Source organism: Rhodococcus sp. IEGM 1241 (genome assembly GCF_033142365.1).
In the GTDB taxonomy this organism is placed as follows: Bacteria; Actinomycetota; Actinomycetes; order Mycobacteriales; family Mycobacteriaceae; genus Rhodococcus_F; species Rhodococcus_F erythropolis.
In genome coordinates this window covers 69,449-76,368 of the sequence record NZ_JAWLSE010000012.1, presented here as the reverse complement: position 1 = coordinate 76,368, position 6,920 = coordinate 69,449, and the positions used below count along the sequence as shown (strand labels likewise).

The 6,920-nt window shown below is 62.5% G+C and carries 6 protein-coding genes; 3 read left to right on the top strand and 3 right to left on the bottom strand.

The genetic code is table 11. The features are described 5' to 3' along the window. Positions 1 to 358: 358 nt before the first annotated feature. Positions 359 to 1,279 carry an NADP-dependent oxidoreductase gene (locus R4P70_RS29660; RefSeq protein WP_317833200.1) on the bottom strand — a complete coding sequence of 307 codons (921 nt, stop codon included), beginning with the start codon at positions 1,277 to 1,279 and terminating at the stop codon, positions 359 to 361. A gap of 92 nt (positions 1,280 to 1,371) precedes the next feature. On the opposite strand from R4P70_RS29660, the gene R4P70_RS29655 reads away from it, so the two are divergent. From R4P70_RS29655 to R4P70_RS29645, 3 genes are all read left to right on the top strand, one after another. Beyond that, positions 1,372 to 4,188 carry a DEAD/DEAH box helicase gene (locus R4P70_RS29655; RefSeq protein WP_317833198.1) on the top strand — a complete coding sequence of 939 codons (2,817 nt, stop codon included), beginning with the start codon at positions 1,372 to 1,374 and terminating at the stop codon, positions 4,186 to 4,188. Continuing rightward, positions 4,185 to 4,958: an SWIM zinc finger family protein gene (locus tag R4P70_RS29650; RefSeq protein ID WP_317833196.1), complete on the top strand. Its 774-nt coding sequence runs from the start codon at positions 4,185 to 4,187 to the stop codon at positions 4,956 to 4,958. Before R4P70_RS29655 ends, R4P70_RS29650 begins: the two co-directional genes overlap by 4 nt. A 149-nt stretch (positions 4,959 to 5,107) precedes the next feature. Continuing rightward, a complete protein-coding gene (locus tag R4P70_RS29645) occupies positions 5,108 to 5,857 on the top strand; it encodes a GntR family transcriptional regulator (protein ID WP_019749216.1) in 750 nt (249 codons plus the stop codon). A 54-nt stretch (positions 5,858 to 5,911) separates the two neighbouring features. On the opposite strand, the gene R4P70_RS29640 is transcribed toward R4P70_RS29645, so the two are convergent. Together R4P70_RS29640 and R4P70_RS29635 are read right to left on the bottom strand one after the other, a co-directional pair. Beyond that, entirely contained in the window at positions 5,912 to 6,370 is a 459-nt protein-coding gene (locus R4P70_RS29640; RefSeq protein WP_019749215.1) for a PTS glucose transporter subunit IIA, read from the bottom strand. Continuing rightward, a complete protein-coding gene (locus tag R4P70_RS29635; RefSeq protein WP_003941324.1) occupies positions 6,367 to 6,597 on the bottom strand; it encodes a glucose PTS transporter subunit EIIB in 231 nt (76 codons plus the stop codon). Before R4P70_RS29635 ends, R4P70_RS29640 begins: the two co-directional genes overlap by 4 nt. Positions 6,598 to 6,920 lie beyond the last annotated feature (323 nt).

Below are 6,920 nucleotides of genomic sequence, written 5' to 3'. Positions count from 1 at the left end.
CGCAAGCTACCGACCCACATCGACCCCACCCCTTCAGACCTGCACCATTCGGCATTTAGTTCAGTCAACGGGGCCTCGCCGTTACCGCAGCCGCGCTCGTATCCACCCGGATGTGGTCGGTTGTCGACAATCGCGGTCCGGGACAGCAGCGATTCGAGCTCCGATCGTGTCGGGCTGCCCGGGGCCGACTCGAGACGCTCGTCCCCGAACCATCCGCAGGACGCGACGAGACATACGAGCACGAGCGTCGACAGGATCGCAGATAACCGTGCAACCACCTGTGCCCCCGTCCGTCGTAGACGGTGATTCAACGCAGCCCGTCGTAGACCGTGATTGAACCATCGGGGGCCGACAGAAATCAGCCGAACTCGATCACCACTTTGCCGGCTGAATGGCCGTCTTCGACTGCAGCGAGCGCTTCCCCAGCGCGGGAGAATGGGTAACGGCCGGACACGGACGGGTCGAGGGTCCCGTCGGCCACGAGCGCCGCGACCTCCGTGAATACTGCTGTAGTTCTTCGGCGTTCGACACCGCCGCCGCCGAGTCGGCTCGCCGCCAGAGGATCGGCGATGCTCAGGATCGGCGCGTCCGGTCGGGCGAGCGCAGCGCCGCGAGTGAGAGTGTCCCCGCCGACCAGGTCGAAAACCGCGTCCACTCCGTCTGGGTACAACGCGGACACTTCGCCTGCGAAGGCGTCTCCCGACGCAACCCACCGTGCTCCCGCGCCCTCGATCGAGGTTCGCTTGGACTCACTCGCGACGCCGATGACGTCGATGCCTCGAGACACCGCAAGCGCGGTCGTGCTTCGACCAACGCCGCCGCCGGCACCGAGGAGCAGGAGTGTTGCCCCGGATTTCAGACCCAGACCGTGGAGAGCGTCGTAAGCCGTTCCCGCCGCAACTGTCAGCACCGCGGCATCGGCCCAGGACACGGTCGGCGGCTTGTGTGCTGTCGAGGAGACGTTGAGCAATGTCGACGCGGCGTAGGCGCCGAAGCCGGTAGCGGTAGCGCCGAACACTTCGTCGCCGACCTCGAACTCGGTGACCCGCGGACCTACTCCGATGACAACACCGGACACTTCGCGGCCCAGAACCGCAGGCAGCGTCACCGGGACAGTATCTTTTCGAGTACCTGCGCGAACTTTCCAGTCAGCTGGGTTGACGCCCGCCGCTCGGACCGACACCAGCAGTTGGCCGGCACCCGGTGGGGGCAGGGTGACGTCGAAGTAGGACTGTGTGTCGGGTCCGCCGTACTCGGTGAAGCCGTATGCCGTCGTCATGACTGCCAGCCTATTGCCCAGCCAGATCGGAAGGACGGTCCGGAAGGGTGGTGACGAAGAGCGGTGTCGGTGGCACCTGATTGGATGGTCGGATGCTGCATGGACTCTGGTCACCGGGATCGGGGCTCAAACTGTGGGTCGACGGGCACGACGGTGCCGGAACCGACGATCCGCGAGATCCGGTCAGTGCTGTCCTGCATCGTAAGTTCCGTCATCGTGTGAATGTCGCTATGCCGCCCGTGCCTGGCGGGCCTTTGCAGAGTGAGTACGCAGCTGTCGCGTTGGCGCCGCCGGACGCAGTCGATCTCCTGCTGCGGTTCAAGGCCGACGACCAGCGAATCGCGGGAGACCTGCACTTTCTCGTGCACGTGGCGCGAGGAATCGACCGTTGGGTGCGCGCCGGCCGGGTGGTGCCGGCGCTGACGCGAGCCGAGGGTAGTTGGTGGCCGCGGTGGCAGTTGTCGGTGGGGGAACGCCAGCGCGCCTGGATCGGCGAATTGGTAGTGGCCATGCCGCCGGTGCAGCGGGCGGTCGGCTCGCCGAGGGCGACGATCGAAGACATCACGAACGAACTCACGGACCCGATCGTCCGTCGTGTTCTCGGTGACTCGCATCCGGTGGTGCAGACCCCGCTGTGGCAGGCCGTGTTGTCCGGGGACGCTTTCGACGACGTGTCGGTACGAGCGGCCGAGGGACTCGCCGAATGGGGGTCGACGTTCACCGCCGGAGAGCCGGACCTGGTTCTGCGGCTGATCGAGCCTGAACTCGACGACAATTCTGATCCGGACGACGATGCGCTGTGGCGTATGCACGTGTGTTTGCGTCCCGAAGGTGAAGCGCCCGAACGTGTTCGACTGCACCGGGCGGATCCCAAACGTATCCAGCTCGGCAGCCGCAAACTCGAAGAGGCGATCAAGGCTTACCCACGTTTTCGCGACGTGCCGCGCGACGAGGACAGTCTCGACCTGTTGCTGCCCACTCCTGTCGTGATGGACCTGGTCGGACACGGCGCGACAGTCCTGCGAGAGCGAGGGATCACGCTGCTGCTTCCGCGTGCCTGGAACGTGGTGTCTCCATCCCTGCGTGTGCGGGTGACCTCGGCGGCGTCTCCGATCGTTGCGGAGAATCGTACGGTCGGTATGGACCAATTGCTGGAATATGATTGGGAATTGGCGCTCGGAGACAAGGTGCTCACCGCCGAGGAAATGACCCGACTGGTCGATGCGAAGTCCGATCTGGTCCAGTTGCGCGGCGAGTGGGTTCAGGCGGACAAAGACGTCCTGGCCCGCGCGGCTCGTTTTGTCAGTCAGCGGCATTCGAGCGGGGACCGAGCGATTCTCGATCTGATCAAGGATTTGATCGCCGACGACCTCAAAGACCTGCCGGTCGAGGAAGTGAAGGCAACCGGATGGGCTTCGGCACTGCTCGACCAGTCGGTAGCTCCGCGGCAGGTCGCGGTACCGTCGACGGTCAACGCGACTTTGCGTCCGTATCAACGACGCGGTCTCGACTGGTTGGCGTACATGAGTGCTCTCGGGCTCGGCGCGGTACTGGCCGACGACATGGGTCTGGGTAAGACGCTGCAACTGTTGGCGTTACTTGCGCACGAGAAGTCCAAGACAGCAACACTTTTGGTGTGCCCGATGTCGGTCGTGGGAAACTGGCAGCGTGAAGCGGCGCGATTTGTGCCGAGCCTGCGCGTCTACATTCATCACGGTTCGGATCGCGCTACCGGGGCGGAGTTGGAACAGGCAGTTCGTGAGAGTGATCTGGTGATCACCACCTACGCGCTCATGACCCGCGACGTCGCGGCGCTCAAGGATCTCGACTGGCGGCGCGTGGTGCTTGACGAAGCTCAACACATCAAGAACGCCAAGACATCTCAGGCCCGCGCTGCTCGCAGCATTCCTGCGGGCCATCGCGTTGCTCTGACCGGAACACCGGTGGAGAACCGGCTGGACGAGTTGCGGTCCATCCTCGATTTTGCCAATCGCGGGGTACTCGGCTCTGAGCAGATGTTCCGCAAACGGTTTGTCGTGCCGATCGAGCGGGAAAAAGATCAACTTGCCGTCTCGAGACTGCGAGCCGTCACGTCCCCCTTTGTGCTGCGACGGGTCAAGACCGATCCCTCCGTGATCGCGGATCTCCCGGAGAAGTTGGAGATGACGGTTCGAGCGAATCTCAGTGAGGAACAGGCGGCGTTGTACCGCGCCGTGGTGGACGAGATGATGGCGCAGATCAAGGGAACGGAAGGGATGAAGCGCAAAGGCGCCGTCCTGTCTGCGCTGACCAAACTCAAACAGGTGTGCAATCATCCGGCGCACTTCCTGCGCGACGGTTCGCCGGTGATGCGCCGCGGGCAACACCGTTCGGGAAAACTTGGCCTGGTCGAAGATATCGTCGAGTCGGTCACGGCCGATGACGAGAAGGTTCTGTTGTTCACACAGTTTCGTGAGTTCGGGGAATTAGTGGTGCCGTACCTGGCCGACCGGTTCACCACCGAGGTTCCGTTTCTCCACGGTGGCGTGTCCAAGGCTGGACGCGACGCGATGGTCGAGGCATTCCAAGGCGCAGACGGTCCGCCCATCATGGTGCTCTCGCTCAAGGCCGGCGGCACGGGTCTGAATCTCACAGCGGCCAACCATGTGGTTCACCTCGACAGATGGTGGAACCCGGCGGTTGAGAACCAGGCGACGGACCGTGTCTTCCGCATCGGTCAGAGAAAGAACGTGCAGGTCCGCAAGATGGTGTGTGTCGGAACTTTGGAAGAGCGAATCGACACGATGATCGCGAGTAAAAGTGAACTCGCCGAACTTGCAGTCGGGACCGGTGAGAACTGGGTGACGGAGATGAGCGTCGAGCAATTGGACGAGTTGTTGCGACTCGGCGACGACGCGGTGGGCGAATGAGTCCGCGCGGTAAAGGCCCCGATTTCAGCGAGTACACCGGGCCCCGGCGGCGAGCACCTGCGCCGGTCAAGCCTCGTCCAGCGTTCGGGAGAACGTTCTGGGGCAAGGCTTTTGTCCGCGTCGTCGAAGAGATCGGCGACAAACCTCGTGTCACGCGTGGGCGAACGTATGCGCGTTCGGGTCAGGTTTTGGCGCTCGACATCGAACCGGGAGTGGTGACGGCCGAGGTTCAGGGCAGCCAACTTCAACCTTTCGTTTCCACGCTGTCGATCGACACTCTTGATCAATCGGATATCGACGACATCATCACCAAGCTCCGCCGAGTGCCGGGAAGCCTTGCCGCGCTGGTGTCCGGCACTGTCCCGGACATGCTTGCTGCCCAACTGATACCGGACGGCCCGTCGGCTTTCCAATTCGACTGCACCTGCCCCGATGTCGGCTGGCCGTGCAAACACGCTGCGGCCGTGGCGTTCTTGACTGCCGAGCGGATCGACACCGATCCGCTGAGGTTGCTGAGACTTCGCGGGGTCGACCTGGAGCAGTTGATCGGGGGAGTGGAGGACGAGTCGACTGTTCCGGTAGACGTCGAGAATTGGTTCGGAATCGCTGCTGCCCTCCCCGCGCTACCGAAGGTGCAATTTCGACCGGCGATAGACGATCTGGATATCCGCCGTCTGCGTGAGGCGGTGGCGGCACTGGGATTGGACATGGCTCAGCAGAACGTCGCCTTGGACGAAATACGGTCCATCTACCGACGGTTGGACGGTTGAAATCGGACAACTCCGGACTGATGCTAGTTTCCTACCGTGAATTCCAGTATCGTTAATTGGACCGGTCCGGTCGGGACCTGCCCGCGATTTCAGATCGTTATCGTCGGCGAATAGACGACTATTCATTTCTCGGAGGGACAGTCGCTGTGATGCCCGTTCATTTGCGCGACAGCGCAATACCCAAACATGAGCAGTTGCGCACCATTCTCCTGCGCAAGTGCACCCAAGAACTCCAGCCTGGCGACTTGATGACCAGCGAGCGAAACCTGATGCAGGACTACGGCGTCAGTCGGATCACTGTTCGCGAGGCCATCGGCCAGTTGGTCAATGACGGACACCTCGTGCGTGTGCGTGGCAAGGGCACCTTTGTCGCGCACCGCGCTGTCCAGTCCAAGCTGCACCTTGCGTCGTTCACCGAGGAGATGAGGGCCCAGGGGCATCACCCCACCACAGTGGTCCTGGTCAGTGAGCAGGGGCCGGTCCCCGAAAGCACTGCTGCCGCACTGAATATGAGACCGGGTTCCGAGGGGTATCACGTCAAGCGCTTGCGCCTCGCCGACGGCGAGCCGGTGAGTGTGGACGACGGCTGGTTCAATCCGGAACTGTTGCCTGGTCTACTCGACATGGACTTGACGGGTTCGATCTACCGGGCGACCGCTGACAAGTACGACAAGCCGATCGACCGGGCAGAGCAGACTGTCAGTGCAGATGGTGCCAGTACGGAGATCGCGACTCTCCTCGGCACTCGTAAAGGCGCGCCGGTTCTGTACTTCGATCGAGTGTCGTTCAGTGAGATCGCGCCGGTCGAACACACTCGCAGTTGGTACCGATCCGACCGCTACCAGTTGCAGATGGAAGTGCAGGGCCAGGCGCGGCCCAAAACGCGCGGAGACCAATAGCCATCGTTCGAAACGAAAGGGCGAGCACACCTTCCGGTGTGCTCGCCCTTTGCGTTACGCCGACCAGTCGAACAGAGTGTCGCCTGTGGCGACGTCCCCACCGACGGAAGGGGATTCGACGGTGTCCGGTTTGGAATCCATCACGACAACCGGGCAGATCGCCGAGTAGCCGGTCGTGTCGATGTGCGCTGGATCGAAGCTGACAATGGGATCACCCGCATCGACGGTGTCACCCTCGGCGGCGATGAGCGTGAATCCGTCGCCTTCGAGCTTGACCGTGTCGATGCCGATATGGACCAGCACACCGGTGGCCTTCTCGCCGAAGATCACAAACGCGTGGGGGTGAAGTTTCAGGATCTTTCCGCTGATCGGCGCCACGACCGTGAGCGGGCCTTGACCGCGGGCGGGTTCGATCGCGACGCCCGAGCCGACCATCTGCTGAGCGAAAACCGGGTCCGGGACGTCCGCGAGTGCGACGACCCGGCCGGGCAGCGGGGCGAGGACGACCGTCACAGGATGTCCTCGATGTCCTCGGCAAGGGTGTCGGCTTCGGGCCCGACGATGACCTGGACAACCGTTCCGGCTTTGAGCACGCCGTGTGCGCCGGCAGCCTTGAGAGCGGACTCGTTCACCTTCGCTCCGTCCTTGACCTCGGTACGCAGGCGGGTGATGCAAGCCTCGATCTCGACGATGTTCTCTGCGCCGCCGAGGCCCTTGATGATTGCTTCCGCTTTCGACATTTGCTGCTCCTGATTGTCGGGTTGGTCGTGATCGTTGAACGGTCGTACAGGTGGGCTGACTAGTTGCTGGTCAAGGCTATCCCGGTTACGTATGTCACATTTGGGTGTTGACAACTCGCCTCGACCAGGTAAAACTACAACTGGTTATGACCGGACAGTACCCGTTGGAAGTCCGGCTCCACAACAGTTTCGACAAAACGGTTTTGCCCTCACTTCCGAGCATGAACCGTGACCTGCATTTTCACGAAACCTGCACGTGCACGACACCCGAATTTCCAGAACCAGCGGCCGATCGCGACGCGGCCCGGCGAACGAAGAAGGTC

Excerpts from the sequence above, each read along its gene's own strand:
- R4P70_RS29660 (WP_317833200.1), bottom strand. The coding sequence starts at position 1,279 with ATGACGACGGCATACGGCTTCACCGAGTACGGCGGACCCGACACACAG.
- R4P70_RS29650 (WP_317833196.1), top strand. The coding sequence starts at position 4,185 with ATGAGTCCGCGCGGTAAAGGCCCCGATTTCAGCGAGTACACCGGGCCC.
- R4P70_RS29635 (WP_003941324.1), bottom strand. The coding sequence starts at position 6,597 with ATGTCGAAAGCGGAAGCAATCATCAAGGGCCTCGGCGGCGCAGAGAAC.
- R4P70_RS29655 (WP_317833198.1), top strand. The coding sequence starts at position 1,372 with ATGCTGCATGGACTCTGGTCACCGGGATCGGGGCTCAAACTGTGGGTC.
- R4P70_RS29645 (WP_019749216.1), top strand. The coding sequence starts at position 5,108 with ATGCCCGTTCATTTGCGCGACAGCGCAATACCCAAACATGAGCAGTTG.